Raw genomic sequence first — 25,561 nt, 5'->3', positions numbered from 1 at the left:
TGCCCGCGGCCTCGCATGCCTCGGCGCTGCGCCGGCCCATGGCGGCGACGAGCAGGTCGGGAGGCAGCGGGCCGTACAACTCCGCGGTGCTGCGGGCGGCGGTGGACGACGCGAAGGCGGCGACGTCCGCGACCCGCTCGGCCAGGCCGCGCAGCCCCGCACCGCCGGGCGAGCCGGCGACCGCACCGGCGGCGCCGTTCACCGGCGCGGGGCCGCGGCCGTCGTCGACGAGCTCGATGCCGTCACTGCCGATGCCGCCGCCTATGCCGCTCCCTGCGCTGCCGCTACCCGCATCGTCACTGTCGGCGCAGGCACCGCCGAGGGTGATCCGCAGGTGGTGGGCGCCGCTGTGGCGGACCGCGTTGGTCACGCCCTCGCGGACCACCCAGCCGAACAGCTCCCTCAGCTGGCCGGGGACCTCCTCGACGGAGGCGGGCAGCTCGGCGCGGATGCCGGCCGCGGCGAGCACCTGGCGGGCGGCGGCGAGCTCGGTGACCAGGCTGACCTCCCGGTAGCCGGCCACGGTGGCCCGCACGTCGGCGAGGCCCTGCCGGCCGAGCGCGGCGACCTGCGCCATCTCGTCGGCGGCGCGGGCGGGGTCGCGGTCGGCCAGCTTCGAGGCGAGCTCCGCCTTCACCGTGATCGTGGTGAGCGCGTGGCCGAGCAGGTCGTGCAGGTCCCGGGCGATGCGCAGCCGTTCCTGTTCCTTGGCGAGCCGTTCGATCTCCTGATGGGCACGGGACAGCTCCGCCTGGCTGCGCGCGCCGGCGCGGACCCCGTACATCGTCAGCGCGGCGAGCAGCACCGGGGCGGACAGCGACCACTGGGCGCCGTGCGCCTGCCACCAGTCGACGTGCTGCGGCAGCCAGGTGTCGACGGCGGCGATCGCGAGGACCAGCGGGATCGAGACGATCGGGCGGGCCAGCAGGACGAGCGCCACACTCAGGTAGACCGTCATCACCAGCCCGCCGCCGCCGACGACCGGCACGTAGGCGGCGATGCAGGCCACCATGCCAAGCAGCGCCGGCCACAGGTACTCGCGGCGCCCCAGGAAGGCGACGAGCGGGACGGTGATCAGGTACACCGCGCTGAACACGACCAGCAGGACGGCACCGTAGGCGATGACGAGGGGGTTGTCGTGCAGAGCCACCATGTCCGAGGCGGCGTAGCCGAGGTAGACGAGGAAGACGCTGGCGACGCGGCGCCAGCGCCACGGATCCATCATCGGGCGGTCCCGCGGGACCACCGGCAACCCCGGTTGCAGCAGGAACCGCCGCGTCGCCCCGGCCGCACCCGCCGCGGCACCCGCGTTCCACCCCACCGTGGTCACCTCCCTGGCTGCCGGCCCGGGGCCCGTCAGGTGCGCAGCTGGTCGCGGGTGTAGGCCCGCCCGGCGGCGGCGCCGAGCACGACCGTCCACAGGGCCAGGGTGATCAGGCCGCGGACGCCGATCCAGCCGCCCTCGAGCACCGCGCGGCCGGCCTGGGCCGACCAGTACATCGGCAGCAGCTTCACGATATCGGCGAGCCAGGTCGGGAAGTTCTCGACCGGAACCCAGATCCCGCCGGCCAGCGCCAGCAGGCTGAACACGCCACCGGTCACGGCCTGCAGGTTCTCCGGGCGGACCAGGTAGCCGAGCCACACCGCGAACGCGGCCAGCGGGATCAGTCCGAGCAGGATCGACGCGCCCGCGCCCAGGTAGGTGCCGGCGGACAGCCGTACCCCGCGCATCGCGTCGCCGGCGACGAACACCGCCACGATCGGCAGCACGGCCATGGTGAACCTGGTCGCCACCTTGCCGAGCACGTACTGCGGGCCGGTGAGCGCGGTCAGCCGCAGCTGGCGGTTCCAGCCGAGGGAGCGTTCGACGGCGATCCCGCCGGCGGTGCCGAGCACGGAGTTCATCGCCCCGAACGACGCCATGCTGATCATGATGTAGGGGGCGACGGTGAGCGCGCCGAGCCGATCGTCCGCGCCGGACGCGCTGAACGCGCCGAACAGGATGATCGGCATCACCAGGGTGAAGATCAGCAGCCGCGTGTTGCGCCAGCCGCGGGTGATCTCCGATCGGACGTAGCGCAGGTAGGTGGAGGCGGCGGCCGCGGCGGGGGGCCGTGCGGACGCGGTGGTGGACGCGGCGGCGGCGGTGATGTCGCTCATCGGGTGGTCTCCTGGCGGCTGGCGGCGGGCCGGATCTCGGGAGAGTCGTCCGAGGTCAGCGCGACGAACGCGTCCTCGAGTCCGGCGCCGACGACCTCGATGTCCTCCACCGTCGGGTAGGCGGCGAGCAGCGCGCGCAGGGCCGTGTCACTGTCCGGGCAGGTCAGGGTGATCGACGCGCCGCGGCTGTCGACGCGCGCCACCCCGGGCAGCCGGGCGAGGCCGGTGAGGACGGCGTCGTCCAGCCCGTGCAGGGTGGCGCGGATGGTCCGGCCGCCGACCAGCGCCTTGACCTCGGTGGTCGGGCCGTCAGCGATGACCTGGCCGCGGCGCAGCAGGACGATCCGGTCGGCGAAGTCGTCCGCCTCCTCCAGGTAGTGGGTGGCGAACAGGACGGTGCGCCCGGCGGCGGCCCACGTCCGCATCGCCGTCCAGAAGGCGCGGCGGCTCTCCACGTCCATCGCGGCGGTCGGCTCGTCGAGGACGATGAGGTCGGGGTCGGGCAGCAGGGCGAGCGCGAAGCGGACCCGCTGGCGCTGGCCGCCGGAGAGCCGGTTGGTCCGGGCGTCGGCCAGTTCGCTCACGCCGGCGCGGGCCAGCACCTCGCGCACCGGCAGGGCGCGGGGGTACAGGGCGCGCACGGACTCGAGCATCCGCCCGACGCTGACCTCGGGCAGCAGCCCGCCGTTCTGCAGCATCGCGCCGACCCGCCCGGCGGTGCAGGCCCGCTGGGGGCTTTCGCCGTACAGCCGGACCTCGCCGTCGTCCGGGCGGGTCAGGCCAAGCAGCATGTCGATCGTCGTCGACTTGCCGGCGCCGTTCGGCCCGAGCAGCGCGACGATCTCGCCGGCGGCGATCGCCAGGTCGACGCCGTCGACGGCCTGGACGGTGCCGTACTGCTTGCGCAGGCCGACGAGGTGGACGCTGTGTGGCGGGGATGCGACGGCCGTCTTGTGGGCGCCCGCCTCGCGGCTGCGCGGGATGACATCCCGCGCAGCCGCCTGGGGGATCGAGCCGGGGGCAGACGGGGTGCCGCGGCCAGACGGCGGAGGTGTCCCGAACATGGGATCAAGGATTCCGCGCGGCCACGTCCAGCTCCAGTCATGACCGTCACGGGTGCGCCATGACAGTTGTCATGACGGCATCGCCTGGCCGACACCCCGGCCGGGCCAGCCCGGCGAGACGGGCCGGCCGGGGAAGCAGGACTCAGGCGGCCGAGCTGGTGTGCGCCTTGGCGAGGCGCAGGCCCTCCTCGATGGAGGAGGCGGTGGTCGTCCAGGTCTCGCAGGCGCACTCGACGAGGTAGGTGCCGTCCTCCTGCGGCAGCACCGACTGCGCCACGCACAGGCCGCGGTTGTTCGCCACGTCCTGCATGAACTCGTTCGGCGAGTCGTACATCACGTTGTCAGTCACATCGGCTCCTTCCTCGGGGAGAGACGGCGGCGGGACGGCGGACGCCGGGGGCGCGGTGATCGTGTCCCCGGCGTCCGACCGGCGTTGCCACTCCCACCGGCGCCGATCGGAGGCGCCGGTCCGCGGGACAGGTCAGGACGTGGCGCCGACGGGCGCCGGCGCGTCGGCGGTCGGCAGCGGCGGCACCGACGGGAACAGCTCGGCGAACGCGCCCACCGTGATGCGCTGCTTCACCGCCGGGTCGACGCCGTCGAACAGGCCGTGCAGCGTCTCCTGCGTGTGGCCGAACGTCCCCTCCATGTGCGGGTAGTCGCTGCCCCACATGACGTTGTTGTAGCCCATCGCGGTCATCGCGGCGACGGCCGTGCTGTCGTGCTGGAACGACGCGTACACCTGCGAGTAGAGGATCTCCCGCGGGCTGCGGGTCAGCTTCGGGCGGACCAGCATGTGGTGCTGGCGGTAGCCCTCCTCCATCCGGTCGGCGAGGAACGGCACCCAGGTCGCGCCACCCTCGGCGATGAGGATCCGCAGGTCGGGGTGCCGGTCGAGGGCGCCGGAGGCGACCATGGCGGTCGCGACCCGCTGACCGGAGTAGGTGGTCTCGACGTAGTTGAGCACCGCGCCGCCGGGGCCCCGGTGCACGACGCCGGACGGCCCGGTGGCGGTGAGGTCGACCGGCTCGGTGCCGATGTGGAAGGCGAGCACCATGTTCGCCCGCTCGGCGGCGGCCCAGAAGGGCTCCCACGAGTCGTGGTTGTAGGGCTTCTGCTTCGGGTGGGGGCTGGTCGGCATGAAGACCGCGCGGTAACCGATCTCGGCGCAGCGCTCGAGCTCCGCGACGGCGTCCTCGAGGATCAGGGTCGGCACCTGCGCCGTCGGGATCAGCCGCGGCGAGCGCCGGGCGATCTTGTCCCAGGCCCAGTCGTTGCTGACCTTCACCGCCTCGCGCAGCACCTCCGGCGTGCGGAACGACGAGTTCCACATGCCGAGCGACGGGAAGGTGAGCTCGCCCCAGACACCCTCGTTGTCGAGGTCCTTGAGTCGCAGGTCGAGGTCACGGGCGCCGGGCGCGCGGTGGGTGGCGTCGTAGAACTCCTGCGCCTGGGGCTTGGGCAGCTGACGGCGGAACGACATGCCGTCGATGTGGACGGTCTCCCACAGGCCGTCGGGGTCCTTCTCCGAGCGCGGGACGAGGTCGGCGAGCCGGGCGGGCAGGCTGGTCCGCCAGAGGTCCTCCGGCTCGAGGAAGTGCGAGTCCCCGGAGTTTGCCCAGATCTTGTTCATCGTGTGACTCCTGATCCTCGGGTCCGTCCTGGCCCTGTCATGCCCGGCCGCCGCGTATGTGAAAACGTGTTTTTCACAGCATGCGCCGTGAGCGGCCTCACGTCAACCGGTGTGTCGCGCGGATGCTGGAACCGGGTGTGCGGGCGGCATGGCCGCACATCGGACGGCCGTGGCGGCCGGCCGGAACAGAGCGGCCGGCCAGAACAGAGCGGCCGGCGGGAACGGATCAGCGCGGGTCCGCGCCGCCGCCCGTGTCGGCACGCGGGGTGGGGCCGGGCGCGGCGCCGAGAGCCCGGAAGATGAAGTCGCCCACCCGGTCGGCGAGCTCCCCGGCTCTCTCGGCGAGCCGCGCGTCACCGTCGGCGGGCCGTCTCAGCAGCTGCGTGTCCAGGCAGTAGCCCAGGATCGCCTGGATCTGCTCGGCGTCCGCCTCGGGGTTCGCCCAGGGGAACGAGCCGTCCTCGACGCCCCGGCGCAGGATCGCGGCCAGGGCCGCCTCGCTCGTGGCGTGATACCACTCGCGTTCCCCCGCGTAGCCCCGGGCGCGCCGGGCCTCGTCCGAGCTGAGTACCAGCGCGCGGCGGCGGCGAGGCTCCTGCGACATCAGCCGCAGCGCGCCGTCGATCCAGCTGCGCAGCGCCTCGGCGGCCGTCAGGGTGCCGGCCGCGGCGGCGGACAGCTCGGCGGTCACCCGCTCGCTGTCCCGGCGGAACATCGCCAGCAGCAGGCTGTCCTTGGAGGCGAAGTGCCGGTAGAAGGCGCGCGTCGACAACCCGGCTGCCTGCAGGATGTCGGTGATCGAGACCGAGGCGCCCTCGCTCGCGATCAAACACCGGTAGGCGGCGTTCATGATCTGCTCGCGCTCGCGCCCCTGGTCGATCTGGACAGCCACGCCGCCACCTCCTTCGCTCAGGTCGGGTCGGACCGCGCCCACCGCGGGCGCAGCGGCCCGCCGGTCCGGGCGATCACCTTACCGGGCGGACGGTACCCGAACGAGACGTACCCCCACCTCACGGTGGCACGGTCCGCGACCGGGCTGACAGGGTGGTGGCATGGATCTGCGCGTGTTCGTCGAGCCCCAGCAGGGTGCGTCCTATGATCAGCAGCTCGCCGTCGCGAAGGCGGCCGAGCAGGCAGGCTTCGACGGGTTCTTCCGCTCCGACCACTACCTGCGGATGGGCCCGGGAGATCCGCTGCCCGGCCCGTCGGACGCCTGGATCACCCTCGCCGGCCTCGCCCGGGAGACCTCCCGCATCCGGCTCGGCACCCTGGTGACCAGCGCGACCTTCCGGCTGCCAGGGCCTCTGGCCATCAGCGTCGCCCAGGTGGACGCGATGAGCGGCGGCCGGGTGGAGCTGGGGCTCGGCGCCGGCTGGTTCGAGGCGGAGCACAGCGCCTACGGGGTGCCGTTCCCGTCGCTGGGCGAGCGGTTCGAGCGGCTGGAGGAGCAGCTGGCGATCATCACCGGGCTGTGGGGCACCCCGGCGGGGGAGACCTTCAGTCACACGGGAAGCCACTACCAGCTCACCGACAGCCCGGCCCTGCCCAAACCGGCGCAGCGCCCCGGGCCGCCGATCATCGTCGGGGGCGCCGGCACCCACCGGACGCCCCGCCTCGCCGCCGCCTACGCGGCCGAGTACAACGCGGCGTTCGCCTCCGCGGAGGTCGTCGCCGAGCGGTTCGCCCGCGCCCGCGCGGCCGCCGCGGCGGTCGGACGCGACCCGGCGAGCCTGGTCTGCTCCACGGCGAACGTCGTCGTCTGCGCGACCAGCGACGCGGACCTCGCCCGCCGCGCCGCCCGCATCGGCCGCGACGTCGAGGAGCTGCGGGCGAACGGGTTCGTCGGGACGCCCGAGGAGGTCGTCGCCCGGCTCACCGCCTTCGGCCCGGCCGGAGCCGGCGCGAGCCGGATCTACCTGCAGCTGCTCGACCTGGAGGACCTCGACCACCTCGGGCTGATCGCCACCGAGGTCCTTCCGCGCGTCTGACCGTCTGACCGTTCGACCATCTGGCCGGGTCGGCGTCGGCGCCCGGCGGCACCGCGGGCGCCGACCGCCCAGACCCGCCCGAACGGGTCACCCGCACGGTGGCAGTGCCCGAATGGTTCCCGCCTGTGCATCACGACGTTATGAACCCGCTCACATCTACCGCTGACGTGAGATGGAGGCGCTAGCCTGCCACCGTGACGACCTCTGAGCATGGTCACGACGGCGCCTACAAGTGGATCGCGCTGTCGAACACGACCATCGGCATCCTGATGGCCACCATCAACAGCTCGATCCTGCTGATCGCGCTGCCGGACATCTTCCGGGGCATCCAGATCGACCCGCTCGCCCCGGAGAACACCTCGTACTTCCTGTGGATCCTGACGGGCTTCATGCTCGTCACCTCGGTCCTGGTGGTGAGCCTCGGCCGGGTCGGCGACATGTTCGGCCGGGTGCGGATGTACAACCTCGGCTTCGCGATCTTCACGGTGTTCTCGATCCTGCTGGCCGTGACCTGGATGCACGGGACCGCGGCCGCCTGGTGGCTCATCGTGATGCGGATCGGGCAGGGGGTCGGCGGGGCGTTCCTGTTCGCCAACTCCAGTGCGATCATCACCGACGCGTTCCCGGAGAACGAGCGGGGCTTCGCGCTCGGCATCAACGGCGTGGCGGCGATCGGCGGGTCGTTCCTCGGCCTGCTCGTCGGTGGCCTGCTCGCGCCGGTCGAGTGGCATCTGGTGTTCCTGGTGTCCGTGCCGTTCGGCCTGTTCGGCACGGTCTGGGCCTACCTGAAGCTGCGTGACAACGGGGTGCGCACGCACGCCCGCATCGACTGGGCCGGCAACATCAGCTTCGGGGTCGGCCTCATCGCGATCCTCACCGGCATCGTCTACGGCCTGCAGCCCTACGGCGGGCACACCATGGGCTGGACCAAGCCGTTCGTGCTCGTCTGCCTGTTCGGCGGCCTCGCCGTGCTGATCGGCTTCGTGGTCATCGAGGTGCGCTCGGCGGACCCGATGTTCCGCCTCGAGCTGTTCCGCCACCGCGGGTTCACCATGGGCAGCCTCACGGCGCTGCTCGCCGCGCTCGCCCGCGGCGGCCTGCAGTTCATGCTGATCATCTGGCTGCAGGGGATCTGGCTACCGCTGCACGGCTACAGCTTCGAGAAGACCCCGCTGTGGGCCGGCATCTACATGATCCCGCTGACGGTCGGGTTCCTGCTCGCCGGCCCCATGGCCGGCCGGCTCGCCGACCGGTACGGCGCGCGCCCGTTCGCCACCCTCGGCCTCGTCTTCACCGCCGTGGCGTTCCTGCTGTTCGACCTGATCCCGATCAACTTCAACTACTGGGGCTTCGCGGCGATCCTGCTGCTCATGGGCCTGTCGATGGGCCTGTTCGCCGCGCCGAACACCAGTGCCGTGATGAACACGCTGCCGGCGAGTCAGCGCGGCGCCGGCGCCGGCATGCTCACCACCTTCCAGAACTCGGCCAGCGTGCTGTCCATCGGCGTGTTCTTCACCGTGATCGCGCTGGGCCTCGCCTCCAGCCTGCCCGACGCGATGTTCCACGGGCTCACCGGCCAGGGCGTGGACCCGGCGAAGGCCCACGAGCTGGCGAACCTGCCGCCGATCGGCAGCCTGTTCGCCGCGTTCCTCGGCTTCAACCCCACCGAGCAGCTGCTCGGCCCGGACACGCTGAACTCGCTGCCTCAGGACCGCGCCGACTTCCTCACCGGGCACACCTTCTTCCCGAACCTCATCTCGGGCCCGTTCGGTGACGGCCTGCACCTCGCCTTCGGCTTCGCGGCGATCGCCTGCGTCATCGCCGCCGTGCTCAGCTGGCTGCGGGGCCGCGACGCGCCGCACGCGCGGCAGAGCCTGCGGGCGGAGGCGGCGGAGGGCCTGGCCGGCGTCGGCGAGCTCGCCGCGATGGAGGACGGCGCCGGCAGCCCGCTGCCGGGCGCGCCCAGCTCGTCGGCCGAACCCGCCCAGTCGGCCTAGCGGTCGCTGCGGTGCGAGACAATCACGGGGTGGGTGCGAAGGACGCGACCAGACAGGCGGCACCCGAGCTGTGCGGCATCGGGGAGGCGGCGCAGAAACTCGGGGTGTCCGTACGGGCACTGCGCTACTACCAGGAAGTAGGGTTGCTGACCCCCTCCGCGCGGACCAGCGGGGGCAATCGGCTCTACGCCGACGCCGACCTCGCCCGGGTCCGCCGGATCCGGGAACTCCAGACGCTGCTCGGCTTCAACCTGGACGAGATCAGGACGATCCTCGCCTACGAGGATCATCTCGCCCAGGTGCGGCTGGAATACCGCGCGGCCTCCGACGACGGCGACCGGCTGCGGCTGCTGGACGAGGGGCAGCGCGCCTACCTGAAGGTGCGCGGCGAGGTGGAGGACAAGATCATCCGGCTGGTGGCCTTCCGCGACGAGATCGACGAGCGGCTGGAGCGGACCAGGCGACTGCGCGAGAGCGCCACCGTCCCCGCTACCGGCTGAGGTCCGGTACCTCGGCGGTGTTGTCGTCCCCGGTCAGGCCACCACCGCAGGGGAACCGTCTACCCGGCCGAGAGGCCGGCGCGACCCGTCAGGCCTTGCGCGCCACCGCGCCGTAGCCGCCGGCCGCCGCGTCGGCGACCGGGACCACCCCGGGCGCCGGGCGCCAGCGCTGCACCGGCACGAGCCCCGGCTCCAGCAGCTCCAGGCCGTCGAAGAAGCGGGCGATGCTCGCCCGGGTGCGCGGCTGTACGAGGATGCCACGGGCCCGGTACAGGGCGATGCCGCGCGCCGTGGTCGCCGCCGGGAGGAAGTCGCCGGTCACGTGGGTGAGCGCGAGATGACTGCCGGGGGGCAGCGCGTCCATCAGATGCGCGACGATGCCGTGCGGATCGTCCTCGTCCGACACGTGGTGCAGCAGCGACAGCAGGCACAGGGCGACCGGACGGCCGAGGTCGAGCTCGGCGCGCAGCCGCGGGGAGCGCAGGATCCCCTCGGGGTCGCGCACGTCCGCCGCGACGACCGCGGTGCGGCCCTGCGCGGTGCCGGTGAGCAGGGCGCGCGCGTACGCCAGCACGAGCGGTACCACCCCAAGGTTGCACACGTCGAGGGGGAAGCTAATTAGGACCGCATCGGCTGGGTACCCGACAACACCGCCCCTGCAGGTCACGGCCACCAGCGGAATACCCGCAGAACCGACGAGGTGATTACGGCACCCGCGATCTTCTGTATTTCGTCGGTCTAGATCAATCCTGGCAGGGCATTGGCGACTGCCCGTCACCCGCTGAGCGACGCGGACACTACCGATTTTTAATGCGTGATACCGTCGGATCACGACTTCGTGATCACGATAGTTCCAAGGTCAGGCCGGTGCCGGCGAGGCAGCCGTCGAAGGCCCGGTTGGCGATCTGTCCGCCCTTGAGCACCGACCACACCCCTCACCGGATTCAGCTCGGGCGCGTACGAAGGCAGCTGCACCATGGTCAGCCACAGCGTGTTCGCTGCGATGAACGCGGCCATCTCCACGCACAGGTGCCGGTTGAGGTTATCCCAGACCAGCACCACCGGCCTGCCCCGCCGCTTGTGCAAAGCCACGACCAGATCCCGATAGTCCCGCCAGGAGAACGACATCGGCTCGTCGCGGCGGCCCCGGTGCTTCAGGGTCCGGTAGAACAGCCGCGGCGCCTGGCCGGGCCGGTAGCGGGCCATCCCCGCCACCGACACCCGCCCCGACCCGCCTCCGCGTACCCGGACCAGCGGGGTGCGCTCACGCCGGCCCCAGCTGGTCACCCGCGGTGGCCGCAGGGACTGCCCGGCCTCGTCCTCGACGACGATCCAGGCCCCTGTGGCCGCAGCGACGTGGGCTGATCCCAAGGATACCGGCCGGCACGTTAGCAGGACCGACTTGTGCCGGCGACCTTCCCGCCGAGGGAGTACGCGGAGCGCAGGCAGACATCGACGAAGATCTGAACCGCACGCCGGCGGTCGCCGGTGCGCCAGACAACCGCCAGCTCGGCCGGGGGCAGCCCACGCACTGGATGGAAAACAACATCATCTCGCCGGTACATCTCGGCGCTGCCCGCAGTCAGCAGAACCACGCCCAGCCCGGACGCGACCGCTTCCAAGGCCTCCTCCGCAGTCGTGGCCTCGGCCCCGACCAACGCCGGTACGGTCCGCTGACCGGCCGCCAGCCAGGACTCTCGCAGTGGACCAGCGTCGTCGGGCAGCGCGATGAACGGTTCCTCGGCCAGGTCCGCGAAGTCCACCTCGGCACTTTCAGCCAAAGGGTGTTTCGACGGCATCGCCACCCAGCGGTCCTCGGAGGTGACCACCTGCCAGGAGAATGCCGCGTCCGCGTGCACCGGCAGCCACGCAAACGCGACATCCACACCACCACCACCCGCCAGCCCCGCGGACGGGTCACTACACGGGACCTGGCGGAGCAGCAGCCGCCATTGCGGCAGCGCCATCTCCAACGCGGCCCTGACAGCGGGGATCAGTCCCCGGCCGATCCGCGTCTGGAACCCGACCACCAGAGTGCGGTGCCGCGCGGCTGCGGCATCGGCGACCGCCCGCTGCGCATCCTCCCACTGCGCGATGATGCGTCGCGCCTCCGGCAGCAGCGCCCTACCCGCTTGGGTGAGGTTGACCGTCCGGCTGTTCCGCTCGAACAGCGCCGCCCGGAAGGACAGCTCGAGCTGACGGATCTGCTTGCTCACCGCCGGCTGGGAGACGAAGAGCCGGTCCTCGGCGGCCACGGTGAAACTCAGTTCTTCGGCCACGGCGACGAAATACCGCAGCTGCCGTATGTGGACATCCATAACCACATGTTATGGCTCCCGGTCTTGGACGAGCCCCGCCGCCGACGGAGATGCTGGCAGCACCGCACGGCCCACAGACAGCCACCGACAACCGGTGCACCGTGTGGATCTGCTCCTCGTCGGGACCGGACGAGCAGCCCACCCCAGCCGGCGCCGGGACGGCGCATATCGAAAGGAAGCAGGAACGTGGAACTCGGCGTCAGCGGCCTGAACATGAAAGCGACGGTGAGCCCGGATGCCACCCTCCGACTCGTCCGGCTGGCCGAAGAACTCGGCTACCGCTCCTGGTGGGCCAGCGAACATGTAGTGCTACCCAGACGCCGGGTGCCGCCTTCCCCGCTGGAAGCGACCGACCCCATCCTCGACTCGCTGGTACACCTGGCCTACGTCGCCGCAGCCACCCGGAAACTGGAGCTCGGCACCGGCGTCATCGTCCTCCCGCAACGCAACCCGCTCATCCTGGCCAAGCAGGTGGCGAGCCTGGACGTGCTGAGTGGAGGACGGCTCCTCCTGGGCGTCAGCGCCGGATACCTGGAACCCGAGATGACCGCGATCGGGATACCGATGGCCGGGCGGGGCCACCGCACGGACGAGTACCTGGACGCGATGACGGCACTGTGGACCGACCCCGCGCCCTCCTACGACGGGCAATATGTCTCGTTCACGGACGTCGACGCGCACCCGCGGCCCGTGCGCCCGGGCGGCCCCCGCATCGTGATCGGTGGCCACAGCCCGGCCGCCTTCCGCCGCGCGGTCTCCCGCGGGCACGGCTGGTTGGGCTTCGGCACGGCAACGGACCTGGTCACCCACCTTGCCGGACTGGCTGCGGCGGCGGCCGAGGTCGAACGGCCAGCTCGACTCGGCCGCCTCGAGGTCAACTTCATACCGGTCGACCCGGTCGAGGTCGACGCCGACACCGCCCGCCGGTACGCCGACCTCGGAGTCGACCGCCTCGTCGTATACCCGATGCCGATCGAGAACGAGGCCGACGTCGCCGCCTTCCTCGAACGCCACGCCACCCTGCCGCACTGACCCGTCACCGCGCTCCGGCGATCCCGTCCACCCTGATGGTGACCTATGGGCCGCACCGGACTCACCTACATCGTCCGGTGTCGGCCCGAGCCGGACCCGACCGGGCGATGGCAATGTCGAACAGCCGCAGATATGACAGCACCCTGGCAAGCGCCCCGACCTGCTCGTCGGTCAACCCATACCCACGTCACCCCCCGGCAGCCCGAGCCCACCCAGACGACACGCCCCACCACACTGCCGACCAACGTCCCACCAGCAACCACCGCAACCCAGCCCCGCACCGAAGCCAGCCACACCCCGAGCCATTCAGCGGCGCCGCTCAACACAGCGGGCCAAACGGAGCCCGAACCGGCGCTACCGCCTCGGCAGGACGCCGCCCCGTCCCGCCCGGGGATGCTGATCAGCAGGTTTGCATGATCGTATTGGACCGCCTTCGGCTACTTCGGGGCCGACTCGGAACGGCGTCGTCCCCGAGGGCCTGGCAGCGCGGCAGTCGGCGTATTACCTGCGAGCCGCGCGGCGTGCGCAACCCGGATACGGACTACAGAGTCAACCGGACCACCTAAAGATGCAGGTGAGACACCTGGACCTACGCCGGCACGATCGGGTCGTTGTCGACGTAGACGACCCGCGCGGTGGGCTGCGACGCCTGCGCGACCTCGTGCAGGTTCGGCGCGGCCGGCAGACCGACGCCGATGTCGACGAACTGGCGCACGCCAGCCTCGCCCGCCAGGTGCGCCGTCGCCCGCGTGAGGAAGCCGCGCAGCTCGCGGATCGCCACCCGCGTCGCGGGATAGGCGTCGACCAGGAGCTCGGCCGCCTCCCGGTCGGCCGCGAGGTTGTCCTTGCCGCCGAGGTAGTAGTCGTACATGCGGGCGGGGTGGGGGGCGCCGTCGACCGGCCGGGTGGGCGACCGGCCGGGGGGAGGGGGGTCACCGGCGCCGGCCAGGGAGTGCGTCGTGCCTCGAGCGTTCGCGGCCGCGCGGTCCATGGAGCCTCCGAACCTAGTTCCTCACGGGCGTGCTCACCCGACACGGCGTCGTGACCAGCGGGTTGCGCAGGGAGCATCACCACCATGATCAGATGTGCTCCACATCACGCCATTATGCCCGCCCTGGCGCGAGGGGCGATGGCAGTAGCGCCGTTGCGTGACGACCCGGCTCCTATGGGCGGATCTGCCGTGTTGGGTTCGGAGCTCGGTCGGATGAGCGCCAGGTCACGTTAGAGTGCCGCTTGTCCCGCGGCGCGCGGCCGCGAGGCATGGTGCTCATCCGGGGGGAGAGGGTTGATGTCGCACGCGGGGGATGCTCCGCAGGAGCCGTCCAGTGCCGGCCCGAAGGCCAGTGTCGCGGGATACAACCCGGCGCTCGACGGTCTGCGGGCGCTCGCGGTGCTCGCGGTGCTCGGGTTCCACCTGGACGTGCTGTCCGGTGGTTTCCTCGGGGTCGACGTGTTCTTCGTGCTGAGCGGGTTCCTGATCACCGGCCTGCTGCTGGCCGAGCGGGACCGCGCGGGCACGGTCTCGCTCGCCCGCTTCTACGTGCGCCGCGCCTATCGCCTCCTGCCGGCGTTCGGCGTGTTCGTGGCGATCGGCGCGGTGCTGGTGGTGGCGGTGAAGACCCAGGCTGACCAGCGGGACTTCCTGGCCAACGCGGTCACGTCGCTGCTCTACGTCAACAACTACTACCGGGTGTTCCGGCCGGAGTCGGGGGGCGCCTGGTTCGGGCACACCTGGTCGCTGTCGCTGGAGGAGCAGTTCTACCTGATCTGGCCGGTCATGCTGGTGCTGCTGTGCCGGCGCCCGGCCGCCCGGCGGCGGCTGCCGGGGATCCTGGCCGCGGCGGCGGTCGGCGTGCTGGTCTGGCGGGAGGTGCTCGTCGCGGCCGGCGTGAGCGACGCGCGGATCTACTTCGGCCTGGACACCCGCGCCGACGCCCTGCTGGTCGGCGCCAGCATGGCGGCCTGGGGCTGGGCGGGCACGAAGCTGCCGGGCGCGGGCGGGGACGCCCGGCTGCGGCGCTTCGCCGCGGTGGTCCGGCTGGCCCGGCTCGGCGGCCGCCTGCGGGACGCGTCGGGGCGGATCCTGGCCGTGGCCGGACCGCTGGCGCTCGCGGCGCTCGTCGTGCTGGCCGTGGTCGCGCCGGAGCCGGGTGAGCGGATCACCGTGTTCGATCTCGGCGGCTACACCGGGGTGGCGCTGCTGGCGGCGGTGGTCATCCTGTCCCTCGACCGGTGCCGGCGGGCGCCGCTCGCCGCGCTGCTCGGCAGCCGGCCACTGTCCTGGTTCGGCCGGATCTCCTACGCGTTCTACCTGTGGCACTTCCCCGTCGCCGGCACCGTGCGGGACCGGCTCGGTGGCCGGCTCGACACCGCGGAGCTGGTCCTCGTCGCGTTCGTGCTGAGCACGGCGCTGGCCGCGGGGTCGTACTACCTGGTCGAACGACCCGTGCAGCGGCGCCGGCCGCGGTGGGCGGCCGGCCCGGCCGTCCCCGCCCAGCGCGCCGCCGTCGGGTCCGGCGCCCTCGGCGAGCCGGTGGCGTAGGGCCGCCGGGCACCCGGCCGCGCGGCCGGGTGCCCGGGCGGGCTACCCGTGGGCGCGTGGGTTCGGCGCGAGCTGGCCGCGGGCGAGCTGGCCGAGGAAATCGGTGTTGTCGTAGAAGTGCTGCGTCTCGGTGATACGCAGGTCGTCGGTCACGTGGACGACGGTGACACCGAACATCTCGATGCGTTCACCGGTAGGCTCGACGCCCTTGTACGGACCGGCGAAGGTTCCCCAGTGCCGCCACTTGAAGGTGACCACGGGCGGCGGCGAGTAGACTTCCAGCACCTCCCAGAAGAAGCCGCCGGGAAATGCCTGGTGGAAGACGTCGTGCGACGATTCGAAGGATTCGTCGGCGGCGGAGTAGTAGGGATTCTCGCCGATCAGGACGTTGTAACTACCCCTTTCGGCGAGTTCCGCGCTCCCCACTTTCGGGCCACCGTTGACGCTGACCGTGACCTGCTCGGCGACCATGCTGAGCCACTCGGCCGGGTTCCGCTTGTGAGAGACCTCCATCTCGAAGACCTGCACCAGCCGCTCGACGATGTCGGCGAGCGAGCCACTCTCGTGCGTGACACTGCGCTCGGCCGGCATGTTCTCCCGGGAGTAGTGGTAGTCGGGCGGGGCTCCGTCCCGCCACGCCACCCCCTGCGAGGCGGCGATCACCGCGTCCCGCCCCTGTACGTGCAGCGGCTGGCCCACCGCGCCGTTGTCGGCCACGATCACGTCCTCCGGCTGTCGAATACCGTGAATGGTCACCATGCTGAAAAGCGAAAACGGGGCCTGACATCCTGTGCACCGGATGCCGAGGACCGTTCGGCGTCATCACTCTACATTTACGTACCCGCGGCGGGAACGAAGGGGACGAACGCTTCCCGCGATCTTGTCCGGCGAAATCCGGCGCGTACCCGGGCGCGGATTCCGGGGGATCTTTGCCGGCGTCCGGCCGATTTCCCGGTCTGCGCAGGTCGCGAGGTCGGCCTGCCCGCGGCGGAGAAGTGTCCGTGCCGCGGGAGCCGCGCCGCGACAGTACCGTCGCATTCGCGGACGCCGGATGCACGTGGCGAAACTCACCGGACGCGCCGTGCGGCCGCGGCGGTGGGAGGAGTCGCTCACCTCGTCCGACCTGCGGCGGGACCGGCACGGGAGACTCTTGCTCCGAGTCGGGGCTGCCGGGTCAGGTCAACAGGCGGAGATGAGGTCGACGTGGCGAGTGAGGTCGAGTGGGTGCGACCGGTGGGCGAGATCCCGTTCACCCTGCCCGAGTTGTTGGAGCTGGAGGAGATCGACCGGGACCTGTACCGGGCGCTGACGGTCTTCCGGGAGCCGTTCTCGCTCTACGGCGGGCAGGTCGCCGCGCAGGCCCTCGTCGCCGCGGGGCGCACCGTCCCCGACGGCCGGCTGCCGCACTCGCTGCACGGCTACTACCTGCGCAGCGGCGACGCCTCCCGGCCGACGATCTTCCGGGTGGAGCGGGACCGCGACGGCCGTTCCTTCTCGGCCCGCCGGGTCGTCGCCGTCCAGGGCGGCGAGGTCATCTTCAACATGTCGGCCTCGTTCCACATCCCGCAGGACGGCGCGGAGTTCCAGGTCGACTCCCCGCTGCCGGTCGGCGGAGGGCCCGCCGGCGGCGAGCCCGGACAGGCGCCGCTGGTGGAGCTGCCCCGGCTGTTCTCCTTCGAGGGCCGCGCGGCGCCCCAGCCCTACGAGGGGCTGGAGCTGCCGACCCGGGTCTGGGCTCGCTGCACCGCGGCGCTGCCCGACGACGCGCTGGTGCACGCGGCGACGCTCACCTACCTGTCGGACGTCTTCACCGGCCTCAGCGCGATCCCGGACCCCGGGGCGGTCCTGGGCCCGAGCCTCGACCACGCCGTCTGGTTCCACCGGCCGATCCGCCTGGACCACTGGGTCCTGCTCGACCTGGTGCCGCGCTCCGCCGCCGGCGGTCGCGGGCTGTACCACGGCACGATCCACGCCCGGGACGGCGTCCTCGCCGCCAGCCTGAGCCAGGAGATGCTCTTCCGCTCCGCCCACCCCGAACGGGTGTAACCCAATAGATATAGCCAGATAGGACTATTTTGGTATCTGTATCTCCCCTAATCTGACTAGAAGACGGGGTGTTGGGGCTCGTCGGCTCGCCCGCGTTGACCGGACGTTCATCCGATGCTGCCACCCTCTGCTCGGCATGCCGGGCGCCCCCGTCCGGTGTGGGTGGTCAGGGAAGGGGACGAGATGGGTGATCATGATCGGTGGCGACGCTGGCACGTTGGGCGCCGGCAACCGGGACCCTCGGCGACGGCGCCCCGCCGTGCCGTGAGATCCCGTGCCTCGGGCTCACCGGCCGTGCGGGCACGGTCGTGATGCCGGAGCCGCTGATCATCGGCGTCGACGCCGGCTGCGCCAGTCTCGGCGAGGCCGACCTGCTGATCCAGTACCTGGTCGAGGCGCTGGCCCTGCCCGCGGACACCGTCGCCTGCACCCATGCCGTCGGCGTCGGGACCGTGCGCGTCGCGCTGTCGTTCGCCCTGCCCACGTCCTGGCGGGACCCGCAGGCCTGGCGCCGCGTCGCGAACGTCTCCGGTGACCTGGCCATCGCGGCGCTCGCCGCCGCCCGCGTCCGCCGCGCCCGCGCCGCCGCGCCCATGCCCGCCCTGGCCGGTGTGCCCGCCCTGGCGGGTGTGGCCGCGCCGGGTCCTGCGCACGGGTTCGGCGGCCCGCTGGACGGCGACCTGGGCGGCGACCTGGACGGCGACCTGGACGGCGATGACCAGCCCGGCGAGCTCGTCCTGGCTGGATTCGGCGGCGTGCGGGGGCTGATCGCCGGGCCGGTCGGGGTCGCGACGGCGGGGGAGCGCATCGGCCCGCCCGAGCTCGCCGCGGGTGCCGCCCAGGCGGTGGCCGCCCACGCCGGTCGCCACGACGGGCGCGCCGTCGTCTACCCGGGAGTCGGCCGGCTGCGGGGCACCGTCCTGGTGGAGACGGTGCTCGGGCAGACCGCGGTCGGTCAGGTCCTGGCGCCGGCGGGGCAGAGCGCGCCCCGCCGGTCGGACCTGCTGCGCACCCGCGACCACGTCCGCCCGGTGTGGCGCGACGGGGTGCTGACGCTGCTGGCGGCGGTCGAGCGGGGCCACGTCTTCGCGCCGTCCGAGGTGCCGCACCCCTTCCTGGCCGGAGGGCGCTGAGCCTGCGCACTCGGACCAGGACGTCTGAACGGCGGCGTCCTGGTCCGAGCCCGGTCAGAGGTGCGAGCCGGTCAGAGGTGCGAGCCGGTCAGAGGTGCGAGCCGGTCAGGGATGCGAGCCGGTCAGGGATGCGAGCCGGTCACCGAACGATATTCATCCGGCGGTCGCGGGTCGCGGATGAAGGCGACACCGGTCCCGCCCGCCACCCGCGGTCCCGCGGGACCGCGCCATCTCGCTGCCGCGGCGATCAACGACCCCGGCGCCGGAGCCACAAGGTCAGCGGCGCCTGCGGGTTCGGCTCAGTAGGTGCAGGAGGGAGCTTCGGGGGCGGGAGCCGCGGGCGGCGCCGCCGCCGCGGCCGGGGCCGCCGCGGAGGAACCCGCGCCCGCGCTGGCGGTACCGGAGCCGCTCGCCGCGCCACCGACGGCGGGCGTGACGACCTCGGTGAAGCCGGAGCCGAGGATCAGCTGGACACCGACGACGCTGTCGTCGGGCAGCAGCGTGGACCCGGGCACCGCGGCGGCGACGGTGCGGGCCTCGGCCTCCTGCCCGGGGCCGTACGCCACCCGGGAGGTCACGTGGGTGAGCGCCGAGGCGTTGCCCGCGTTGCGGGCGTGGAAGCCCTTGGCGGTCAGCGAGGTGGTGACCTTCGAGGCGAGCCCGGCGCGGGTGGAGCCGTTGAAGACGGAGACCCGAACCTCGGACGGCTTCGCCGTGGCACCGGGAGCGAGCGTCGGCCCGGCGCCACCCGTGTCGTCGGTGGCGGTGGCGCCCTCGACCTTGCCGCCGAGCGGAGCGACCAGGCGGGCGAGATCATCGGGCTGGTAGAACTGCACGGAAGCCCGGTTGCCATGCAGGCGGATGTCGCCCATGTCGTCAATCGCGCCCTCGGCGCGGGTCGGGGCGTGCGTCGGAACGGTCTGCATCCGGATGCCGCCGTTGGACAGTCCCCGGATGCGGGTGGCCAGCGAGCGCAGGTCGGTGAGCTTGGTGTGCTCGTCCAGGCTCAGCGCGCCCGCGGCGGCGGACGTCAGGCGCTCGATCTTGATCGGGTTGGTGAGCGTGTCACCGCCCATGATCTTGTGGAACATGGCGCCGATGAACTGCTGCTGGCGGGCGATGCGGTCGGTGTCGCCGGCGGGCAGGCCGTGGCGCTGGCGGACGAAGGCGAGCGCCTGGTCGCCGTTGACCTGGATCGTCCCCGGGCCGCCGCGGAAACCGCTCATCGGGTCGTTGGTGTTCGTGCTGACCCGCCAGCGGCCGTTGTCGTCCTGGAAGTGCTGGGCGGGGGCGGTCGACGGCTTGATGCACACCTCGACGCCGCCGATCGCGTCCGTGATGTCCTTGAACCCCTTGAGGTCCATCGAGATGTAGTGGTTGATCTCCATGCCGGTGAGGCTCTGCACGGTCTGCACCAGCAATGCCGGCCCACCCGACGAGATCGCCGAGTTGAACTTGTCCTTCGTCGTGGCGTGGTGCTTGCCATCGGCGTCGGTGTACGCGGGAATCGTGACGTACATGTCGCGCGGGAACGAGATCATCGTCGTCGTCCCGTTCTTGTCCATGTGCGCGAGGATCGTCGTGTCGGAGCGCTGCCCGGGCACGTTGCCGAACTTGCCGTCCGTGCCCTCCCGGCTGTCCGTGCCGACCAGCAGGTAGTTCGCGGCGCCCACGCCGGAGCTGTTGGAGCCGAGGCCGAGGTCGATCCGGTTCACCTTGCCGTTGATGAACGAGTAGGCGGCCCAGCCGCCGACCGTCACGAACAGCACGCAGCACGACAGGAACGCCATCAGGGTCAGCAGGCCGCGCCGGCGCCGCGGCGGTCGGCCGCCCGTCGCCGTGCCGCGACCGGCCCGGCCGGGCCCCGAACCCCGGGGATCCAGACGGGGCGGGAGTACCGGCGGATCGTGCTGTAGCTGCGGTGCGGTCACGTCCCGCCTTTCCTCGAGGGATCCTGCGAGCAGGTTCCGACGTAGTGCGGAAAGTAACACGTATGGGTTGAAGCCCCCTATTGAGGGTCCCCCGGACGTGCTCGTCCGGATTCGGCTCGGCCGCCGGGGCGCATACTCGGAGTAGTGAGTCGTCGCCGATGGTCAGGAACCCGCTCGCCGTCCGCCCGCGAGGCGAGCCGGGTGCGCGCGCTCATCCCCCTGGTCGCCCTGCTCGCGGTCGTGGCCATGGACCTGAGCGGCGACCGCCGCTACGTGATCATCACCAGCATGGTGATCAGCCCGCTGCTGGCCGCGGCGCTGACCGGCCCGCGGATCACCGCCCTGTACGCGGTCGCCGCGGTCGTGTTCGCGGGCCTGCAGGCCATCCCGCTCGGCTACTACTCCGGAGTGGGCCACGAAGGGCTGCCGGCCCAGGTCATCCGGCTCGTGGTGGTCTTCGTGGGCGGGGTGATCGCCATCGCCGCGAGCCGGGACCGGGTGCGGCGCGAGCGGCGGCTGCGCGACGTCACCCAGGTCGCCGACGTGGCCCAGCGGGCGATCCTGGGCGCCGTGCCGGAGCGTGTCGGCGCGCTGCGCCTCGCGGTCAGCTACGACAGCGCCAGCGCCCAGGCCCGCATCGGCGGTGACCTCTACGAGGTGGTCGACAGCCGCTGGGGCGTGCGCATCCTCGTCGGGGACGCGCGTGGCAAGGGACTTGACGCGGTCCGCCTGGCCAGTCGGGTGATGGCCACCTTCCGGGTGGTCGCCCGGGAGCTCGCCGACCCGGAGCGGATCCTGGCCGCCCTCGACGCCGAGGTGGGCCGCTCGGGCGGCCCGGAGGACTTCGTCACCGCCGTGTTCGCCCAGGTCAGCAGCGGCCGGCTGGACCTGCTCAACGCCGGCCATCCCGATCCCGTGCTGCTGCGCCAGGGCGCCCCCCGGCTGCTCGCCACCGACGGCCGGCGCACGCCACTGGGGCTCGGCGCCGCGGGCACGGGCGGCGCCGGCGCGGCTGGCACCCGGCTGGCACCGGGTGACCGGGTGCTGTTCTACACCGACGGCCTGGCCGAGGCCCGCCATCCCCGCACCCGGGAGTTCTTCCCGCTGCTGGCGGCCGCGCGCGACGCGCTCGCCGCCGACCGGAGCCTCGACGCCGCCCTCGCCGACCTCGTCCGCGCGCTGCGCGGCTGGACCGGCTCCGCCCTCGGCGACGACGTCGCCCTGCTGGCGACCGAGTTCCTGCCGGCCACCGAGTTCCTGCCGGCCCGCCCGACGCCCGCCGCCGTCACCCCGGCCCAGGCGTCGGCGGTCACGCGCGGATAGGAGCCCGGGCCGTCAGGTGCACTGGGTCATCAGGTACTGAGGACCATCAGGTACTCAGGGCGGACATGGCCTGGTCGAGCAGGGCGGCGAGGTCGGCCTTGCCGCCGGACTCCCGCCAGACCCGCATCGAGGCGTGGAAGCAGCCGAGGGCGGCCGAGGCGAGCGCGCCGGGGCGCGGGTCGGTGGTGTCCTGCGGGGACAGGCCGAGCCGGCGGGCGATCTCCGGGGCGAGCAGCCGCGCCCAGGTGTCCTCCCGCTGCATCTGGCGGGCCTGCAGCGACGGGGTCTCGACCATCATCCGGGACAGCCGCAGGACCCGGTCGGGATTCTCGCTGTTCAGCCTGACGATCACTTCGAGGGCTCGGCGCAGCGCCTGCCAGGGCGTCTCGTCCGGGGGCCGGGCGGCCAGCGCGTCGCGCAGCACCAGCCCGCGCTCCTCCACGCCGAGCAGGACGACGTCCTCCTTCGTCGCGAAGTAGCGGAAGAAGCTGCTGCGGGACAGGCCCGCCGCGGCGGCGATCTGGTTGATCGTGGTCGCCTCGAAGCCCTGCCGGTCGAACAGGTCGAAGGCGATCGCCGTGATCTCCGCCTGCAGCGCGCGCCTCGTCCGGCTGCGCAGGTCGGTGCCGGCGCCCGGGGTGGGGGGGACGCCGTCCGGCGGGGCCGCGGAAGGTGTGATCACGCCCTCGAGGATACCAGTTGTGGCATCACAATTCGAAAGTTGGACTCAGTCTCATATCTGGGCTAGAGTCCCGATGTCGCTCCCTCTCGAAAGAAGTGGTTCATGACGTCGCTCGGGATGCGCTATCGACGGCAGTACTCCCGGCTGTCGCCAGCGGTGCAGATGATCGGTCTCCAGCTGTGGCTGCCGCTGCTGTTCGTGATCGTCTTCTGCCTCTGCTACGTGAACGCCTTCCACCAGCCGACGCCGAAGGACGTGCGGGTCGCCGTGGTCGGCACCGGACCGGCCGCCGCCGCCCTCGCCGACCGGCTGGAGCAGTCCTCCCACGGCGCGCTGGCCGTGACGGTCGCCGACTCGCCCGCGGCGGCCCGCGCCGACGTGCGCGACGGCGACCTGGCCGGGGCGTACACCCCGGGCGCGCCGGGCCGGCCCGCCCAGCTGATGATCGCCAGCGGCGACCAGTTCCAGCTCGCGTCGCTCGCCCGGCAGACCTTCGCTCCGCTCGCGGCCGCGCAGGGCACGACCCTCGCCGTGGACGACCTCGCCCCGCTGCCGGCGCACGACTCCTACGGCTCGTCCGCCTTCTACATCACCCTGGTGTGGATCATCCCGGCGTACATGGTCGCGATGTTCGTGGGGATGATGGGCGCCGTCCTGCCCCACCGCACGCGCCTGGCGATCATCGCCGGAGCCGGGCTGGTGTTCTCCCTGATCGGGACGGTGCTCGCCGGGCCGGTCATCGGCGCTGTGCACGGGCACGTCGGGGAGCTGCTACTGCTGGGCTTCGCCGTGTCCCTGGCGGTCGGACTGGTGGTCAACGGCCTGTCGTACTTCCTGGGCCGGTTCGTCACCGGCGTGGCGCTGATCCTGTTCGTGTTCCTGAACATCCCGGCGTCCGGCGGCGCCTATCCGCCGAGCTTCATGCCCGAGCCGTTCCGGGCGCTGCACCCGTACGTTCTCGGCACCGGCGCCCTGGACGTGCTGCGCGACATCGTCTACGGCGTCGGGCCGGGCCCCGGCCGCGGCGCGCTGATCCTCGGCGGCTACGCGGCGGCGGGCGCGGTGCTCACGGCGATCGGCCGGCCGTTCTTCCTGCGCCGTTCCCGGCGGCGCGTCGAGCGCGGCGCCCCGGTGTCGATGATGCTGGCCGCCCAGGGCGCCGCGATGGCCGCCCGCCAGGCCGAGCAGTCCAAGGCAGCCGAGCAGTCCAAGGCGGCTGAGCAGCCCCGCTCCGCGGCGGAGACCGCCGTGCGGCAGAACGCCGACCTCGCCGACAACGAGTTCGCCGACAACGAGTTCGCCGACAACGAGTTCGCCGACAACGAGTTCGCCGACGACGAGGCGGAGACCGACGCCGCCGCCGTCTCCGGCGCCGCGGCCGGCGGCACCGCCTGAGCCCAGGCGGCCTGGCCGGCCCCGGCGGCTCAGCCCGTCGGCACCGACCAGCGGACCCGGGTGCCGCCGCCCGGGCCCGGCTCGACGAGGAACGCGCCGCCGAGGCCCTCGGCGCGGCTGCGCAGGTTCGCCAGCCCGCTGCGCCGCGTCGTGGGGCCGAGGCCCACGCCGTCGTCGACCACCTCGACGATGACCTGCCCGTCGGCGGCGGTCACCGTCACCTCGACGGCCTTGGCGTGGGCGTGGCGGGCCACGTTGGACAGTGTCTCGCGGACGACGGCGGTCAGATGGTCGCCGACGGTCGCGTCGATCGCGCTGTCGACGGGCCCCTCCAGGTGCAGCCGCGGGGTGAAGCCGCAGGCGTCGGCCATGTCGTCGATGATGCCGAGGATCTTCGCCCGCAGCCCGCTGCCCGTCGCCGGAGTGGACCGCCCGCGCAGCTCGAAGATCGTCTGACGGATCTCGCGGACGGTCTCGTCGAGATCCTCGACGTAGGTGTTCATCCGCTCGGCGCGCTCGGCCTGCCCCTCGCTGGCGGCCAGCCCCTGCAGGCCCATCGCCACCGCGAACAGCCGCTGCATCACATGGTCATGCAGGTCGCGGGCGATGCGGTCGCGGTCCTCCAGCAGCGACAGGCGACCGCGGGCGGCCCGCGAGCGGGCCAGCTCCAGGGCGAGCGCGACGTGCGCGGCGAAGGCGGCGGCGAGCTCGAGGTCCTCGTCGGAGAACAGGCCGCTGCCGCGGCGGCGGCCGAGCACCAGCGCACCGGACGTGACCTGCGACGCGATCAGCGGGACGATCATCGTCGGGCCGAGGTCGAACCCGTCGAGCTCGGAGCCGCCGAGCGCCCGCACGTCCGCGACGACCAGCGGCGCCCGGTCACGCACCGCGCGCCCGGCGAGCGAGTCGTCCATCGGCACCCGGGTGCCGCGCAGCGGATCGGCCTCGTGCCCCTCGGCGACGTCGTAGGTCAGCGCGCCGGCCGCCGGGTCGCACAGGGCGAGCGCGGTGGTGTCGGCGCGGGCCACGTCGCCGGCGCGCTGGACGATGAGCTCCAGCGGATCGTCGCCGTCGGCGAGCAGATGGCGGGTGATGTCCGCCGACGCCTGCGACCACTGCTGGCGGTGCTGCGCCTCGCCGAACAGGCGGGCGTTGTCGATCGCGACGCCGGCGTTCGCGGCCAGCGCCAGCACCAGCTCCTCGTCCTCCGCGGTGAACGGCCGCCCGCCGCGCTTCTCGGTGAGGTAGAGGTTGCCGAAGATCTCGTTGCGGACCCGGATCGGCGCGCCGAGGAACGCGCGCATGGGCGGGTGGCCCGCGGGGAAGCCGACCGCCTGGGGATGGTCGGCGATGTCGTCCAGGCGCACCGGCGCGGGCTCGGCGATGAGCAGGCCCAGCACCCCGTCGCCCCGCGGCGTCGGACCGATCTCCTCGACGATCCCCGGGTCCATGCCGACGTGGATGAACTGCTCCAGATGGCCGTCGCGGGCGATGACGCCGAGCGCGCCGTAGCGGGCGTCGACCAGCTCGCAGGCGGACTCGACGATGCGGCGCAGCACCACGTCGAGGCTCAGGTCGGCGGTGATCACCCGGTTGGCCCGCAGCAGGCCGCGCAGTCGCCCCTGGGTCGACAGTACGTCCTGCGCCCGATCGACCAGCTGGGCGAGGAGTTCGTCGAGCTCGAGACGGGCGACCGCGGGGAAGATCAGGTCACCGGGCGTCGCCGGTCCCGGCTCGCCCGCAGCGGGGGAGCCGGGGTCCATCGGGGAGGCAGGATATCCGGGTGCCGGCCGCCGCCCGAACGGGCCCCCGGGCGC

General features: G+C 72.6%; 23 protein-coding genes. 9 read left to right on the top strand and 14 right to left on the bottom strand.

Annotated features, from left to right (window positions below):
* From AC6EXY_RS16930 to AC6EXY_RS16905, 6 genes are all read right to left on the bottom strand, one after another.
* Window positions 1-1,330: sensor histidine kinase (locus tag AC6EXY_RS16930; protein WP_499842361.1), on the bottom strand; the 1,330-nt coding region annotated here is incomplete at its 3' end.
* A 26-nt stretch (window positions 1,331-1,356) separates the two neighbouring features.
* A complete protein-coding gene (locus AC6EXY_RS16925; protein ID WP_101830308.1) occupies window positions 1,357-2,160 on the bottom strand; it encodes an ABC transporter permease in 804 nt (267 codons plus the stop codon).
* Complete coding sequence (locus AC6EXY_RS16920; protein WP_101830307.1) at window positions 2,157-3,224, bottom strand: ABC transporter ATP-binding protein; 1,068 nt, start codon at window positions 3,222-3,224, stop codon at window positions 2,157-2,159. Before AC6EXY_RS16920 ends, AC6EXY_RS16925 begins: the two co-directional genes overlap by 4 nt.
* A 142-nt stretch (window positions 3,225-3,366) precedes the next feature.
* A complete protein-coding gene (locus AC6EXY_RS16915) occupies window positions 3,367-3,573 on the bottom strand; it encodes a hypothetical protein (protein ID WP_207770166.1) in 207 nt (68 codons plus the stop codon).
* Window positions 3,574-3,705: 132 nt separating this feature from the next.
* Window positions 3,706-4,857 carry an amidohydrolase family protein gene (locus tag AC6EXY_RS16910; RefSeq protein ID WP_101830306.1) on the bottom strand — a complete coding sequence of 384 codons (1,152 nt, stop codon included), beginning with the start codon at window positions 4,855-4,857 and terminating at the stop codon, window positions 3,706-3,708.
* Between the two features lie 226 nt (window positions 4,858-5,083).
* On the bottom strand, window positions 5,084-5,749 hold the full coding sequence (locus AC6EXY_RS16905) for a TetR/AcrR family transcriptional regulator (RefSeq protein ID WP_207770165.1): 666 nt from the start codon (window positions 5,747-5,749) through the stop codon (window positions 5,084-5,086).
* 160 nt (window positions 5,750-5,909) lie between these two features.
* On the opposite strand from AC6EXY_RS16905, the gene AC6EXY_RS16900 reads away from it, so the two are divergent.
* The 3 genes from AC6EXY_RS16900 to AC6EXY_RS16890 all read left to right on the top strand — a co-directional run bounded on the left by AC6EXY_RS16900 (window position 5,910) and on the right by AC6EXY_RS16890 (window position 9,342).
* Complete coding sequence (locus AC6EXY_RS16900) at window positions 5,910-6,845, top strand: LLM class F420-dependent oxidoreductase (RefSeq protein WP_101830305.1); 936 nt, start codon at window positions 5,910-5,912, stop codon at window positions 6,843-6,845.
* A gap of 194 nt (window positions 6,846-7,039) precedes the next feature.
* Window positions 7,040-8,842 (top strand): MFS transporter, encoded by a 1,803-nt coding sequence (locus tag AC6EXY_RS16895; protein WP_243407194.1) that lies wholly within the window; start codon window positions 7,040-7,042, stop codon window positions 8,840-8,842.
* 29 nt (window positions 8,843-8,871) lie between these two features.
* Window positions 8,872-9,342: a helix-turn-helix domain-containing protein gene (locus AC6EXY_RS16890; RefSeq protein WP_499816961.1), complete on the top strand. Its 471-nt coding sequence runs from the start codon at window positions 8,872-8,874 to the stop codon at window positions 9,340-9,342.
* Between the two features lie 88 nt (window positions 9,343-9,430).
* Here the strand turns inward: AC6EXY_RS16890 and AC6EXY_RS16885 are convergent, their stop codons facing one another.
* The 3 genes from AC6EXY_RS16885 to AC6EXY_RS16875 all read right to left on the bottom strand — a co-directional run bounded on the left by AC6EXY_RS16885 (window position 9,431) and on the right by AC6EXY_RS16875 (window position 11,660).
* Window positions 9,431-9,916 (bottom strand): SAM-dependent methyltransferase, encoded by a 486-nt coding sequence (locus AC6EXY_RS16885; protein WP_499816962.1) that lies wholly within the window; start codon window positions 9,914-9,916, stop codon window positions 9,431-9,433.
* 254 nt (window positions 9,917-10,170) lie between these two features.
* Window positions 10,171-10,713 (bottom strand): transposase, encoded by a 543-nt coding sequence (locus tag AC6EXY_RS16880; RefSeq protein ID WP_499816963.1) that lies wholly within the window; start codon window positions 10,711-10,713, stop codon window positions 10,171-10,173.
* Between the two features lie 17 nt (window positions 10,714-10,730).
* Entirely contained in the window at window positions 10,731-11,660 is a 930-nt protein-coding gene (locus tag AC6EXY_RS16875) for a LysR family transcriptional regulator (protein ID WP_101830302.1), read from the bottom strand.
* A gap of 186 nt (window positions 11,661-11,846) precedes the next feature.
* Here AC6EXY_RS16875 and AC6EXY_RS16870 point away from each other — a divergent pair, with 186 nt between their 5' ends.
* The gene (locus tag AC6EXY_RS16870; protein WP_101830301.1) at window positions 11,847-12,692 is read left to right on the top strand and encodes an LLM class F420-dependent oxidoreductase; all 846 of its coding nucleotides are present in this window, start codon (window positions 11,847-11,849) and stop codon (window positions 12,690-12,692) included.
* A 589-nt stretch (window positions 12,693-13,281) separates the two neighbouring features.
* Here the strand turns inward: AC6EXY_RS16870 and AC6EXY_RS16865 are convergent.
* Window positions 13,282-13,683: an SAM-dependent methyltransferase gene (locus AC6EXY_RS16865; protein WP_499816964.1), complete on the bottom strand. Its 402-nt coding sequence runs from the start codon at window positions 13,681-13,683 to the stop codon at window positions 13,282-13,284.
* 297 nt (window positions 13,684-13,980) lie between these two features.
* Here AC6EXY_RS16865 and AC6EXY_RS16860 point away from each other — a divergent pair, with 297 nt between their 5' ends.
* Complete coding sequence (locus AC6EXY_RS16860; RefSeq protein ID WP_499816965.1) at window positions 13,981-15,234, top strand: acyltransferase family protein; 1,254 nt, start codon at window positions 13,981-13,983, stop codon at window positions 15,232-15,234.
* A gap of 42 nt (window positions 15,235-15,276) precedes the next feature.
* Here AC6EXY_RS16860 and AC6EXY_RS16855 read toward each other — a convergent pair whose 3' ends face one another.
* Window positions 15,277-15,951, bottom strand: a complete 675-nt coding sequence (locus AC6EXY_RS16855; protein ID WP_207770477.1) for an ester cyclase — start codon at window positions 15,949-15,951, stop codon at window positions 15,277-15,279.
* A 486-nt stretch (window positions 15,952-16,437) separates the two neighbouring features.
* Here AC6EXY_RS16855 and AC6EXY_RS16850 point away from each other — a divergent pair, with 486 nt between their 5' ends.
* Both AC6EXY_RS16850 and AC6EXY_RS16845 read left to right on the top strand, forming a co-directional pair.
* Window positions 16,438-17,280: an acyl-CoA thioesterase gene (locus AC6EXY_RS16850; protein WP_243407896.1), complete on the top strand. Its 843-nt coding sequence runs from the start codon at window positions 16,438-16,440 to the stop codon at window positions 17,278-17,280.
* Window positions 17,281-17,480: 200 nt separating this feature from the next.
* Window positions 17,481-18,413 (top strand): hypothetical protein, encoded by a 933-nt coding sequence (locus AC6EXY_RS16845; RefSeq protein ID WP_499816966.1) that lies wholly within the window; start codon window positions 17,481-17,483, stop codon window positions 18,411-18,413.
* A 299-nt stretch (window positions 18,414-18,712) separates the two neighbouring features.
* On the opposite strand, the gene AC6EXY_RS16840 is transcribed toward AC6EXY_RS16845, so the two are convergent.
* Window positions 18,713-20,344, bottom strand: coding sequence for an LCP family protein (locus AC6EXY_RS16840; RefSeq protein ID WP_165818566.1), 1,632 nt, complete (start codon window positions 20,342-20,344; stop codon window positions 18,713-18,715).
* A gap of 201 nt (window positions 20,345-20,545) precedes the next feature.
* Between AC6EXY_RS16840 and AC6EXY_RS16835 the strand changes: the two genes are divergently transcribed.
* Complete coding sequence (locus AC6EXY_RS16835) at window positions 20,546-21,667, top strand: PP2C family protein-serine/threonine phosphatase (protein ID WP_101833655.1); 1,122 nt, start codon at window positions 20,546-20,548, stop codon at window positions 21,665-21,667.
* 46 nt (window positions 21,668-21,713) lie between these two features.
* Here AC6EXY_RS16835 and AC6EXY_RS16830 read toward each other — a convergent pair whose 3' ends face one another.
* A complete protein-coding gene (locus AC6EXY_RS16830) occupies window positions 21,714-22,349 on the bottom strand; it encodes a TetR/AcrR family transcriptional regulator (RefSeq protein ID WP_243407897.1) in 636 nt (211 codons plus the stop codon).
* 102 nt (window positions 22,350-22,451) lie between these two features.
* Between AC6EXY_RS16830 and AC6EXY_RS16825 the strand changes: the two genes are divergently transcribed.
* Window positions 22,452-23,744: an ABC transporter permease gene (locus AC6EXY_RS16825; RefSeq protein WP_101833656.1), complete on the top strand. Its 1,293-nt coding sequence runs from the start codon at window positions 22,452-22,454 to the stop codon at window positions 23,742-23,744.
* Between the two features lie 29 nt (window positions 23,745-23,773).
* Here AC6EXY_RS16825 and AC6EXY_RS16820 read toward each other — a convergent pair whose 3' ends face one another.
* A complete protein-coding gene (locus tag AC6EXY_RS16820; RefSeq protein ID WP_101833657.1) occupies window positions 23,774-25,507 on the bottom strand; it encodes a GAF domain-containing sensor histidine kinase in 1,734 nt (577 codons plus the stop codon).
* Window positions 25,508-25,561 lie beyond the last annotated feature (54 nt).

Source organism: Frankia sp. RB5 (genome assembly GCF_059816245.1).
This window is presented reverse-complemented; position numbering and strand designations above follow the sequence as displayed.